Origin of the sequence: Streptomyces atratus, assembly GCF_014648655.1 — a bacterium.
GTDB classification, from domain to species: domain Bacteria; phylum Actinomycetota; class Actinomycetes; order Streptomycetales; family Streptomycetaceae; genus Streptomyces; species Streptomyces atratus.
Genome location: NZ_BMRN01000228.1, coordinates 1 through 603, shown reverse-complemented (window position 1 = coordinate 603; position 603 = coordinate 1). Strand labels below are relative to the sequence as shown.

1 protein-coding gene is annotated in these 603 nt (G+C 62.7%); it reads left to right on the top strand.

Annotation, left to right across the window (positions count from 1 at the left end; translation table 11 throughout):
- Positions 1-474 (top strand): integrase core domain-containing protein (locus IEZ15_RS44235; RefSeq protein WP_189282552.1); only part of this gene is annotated, 474 nt, incomplete at its 5' end.
- Between the last annotated feature and the right edge of the window lie 129 nt (positions 475-603).

Genomic DNA, 603 nt, shown 5'->3' with positions numbered 1-603 from the left:
GCCTTCGTCGTGGATACGTTCTCCCGCCGGATCGTGGGCTGGTCCGCAGCCACCGTGAAGGAAACGGTCTTCGTCCTGGACGCCCTGGAGATGGCCGTGTGGCAGCGTGACCGAGACCAACATCCGGTGCGACCAGGCGAGTTGATCCACCACTCGGATGCCGGATCGCAATATACGAGTTTCCGGCTTGCCGAGCATCTGGACGCCGCCGGCATCGCCGCCTCGATCGGATCGGTCGGTGACGCCTACGACAATGCCCTGATGGAGAGCACGATCGGCCTGTACAAAACCGAGCTGATCAAGCCCCGGCGGCCCTGGAAATCGCTCGCCCAGGTCGAGTTGGCCACCGCCGAGTGGACCGACTGGCACAACCACCGCAGGCTCCACGGTGAGATAGGCCACGTCCCGCCCGTCGAGTACGAAGCCAACTACTACATGGAATCCACGAAACCCCAGGTCACAACCACAATCTGAGATCTCTACCGAACCCGGGGCGGTTCACCCTCAGCAACCTGGCGAATTTCGTCTGGTGGCGGATGGTCAAGTGGATGCAGACTCTGCATCGCTGGAGGTGGAAGGACGTCCGCCGATGGCTGAAGGCGC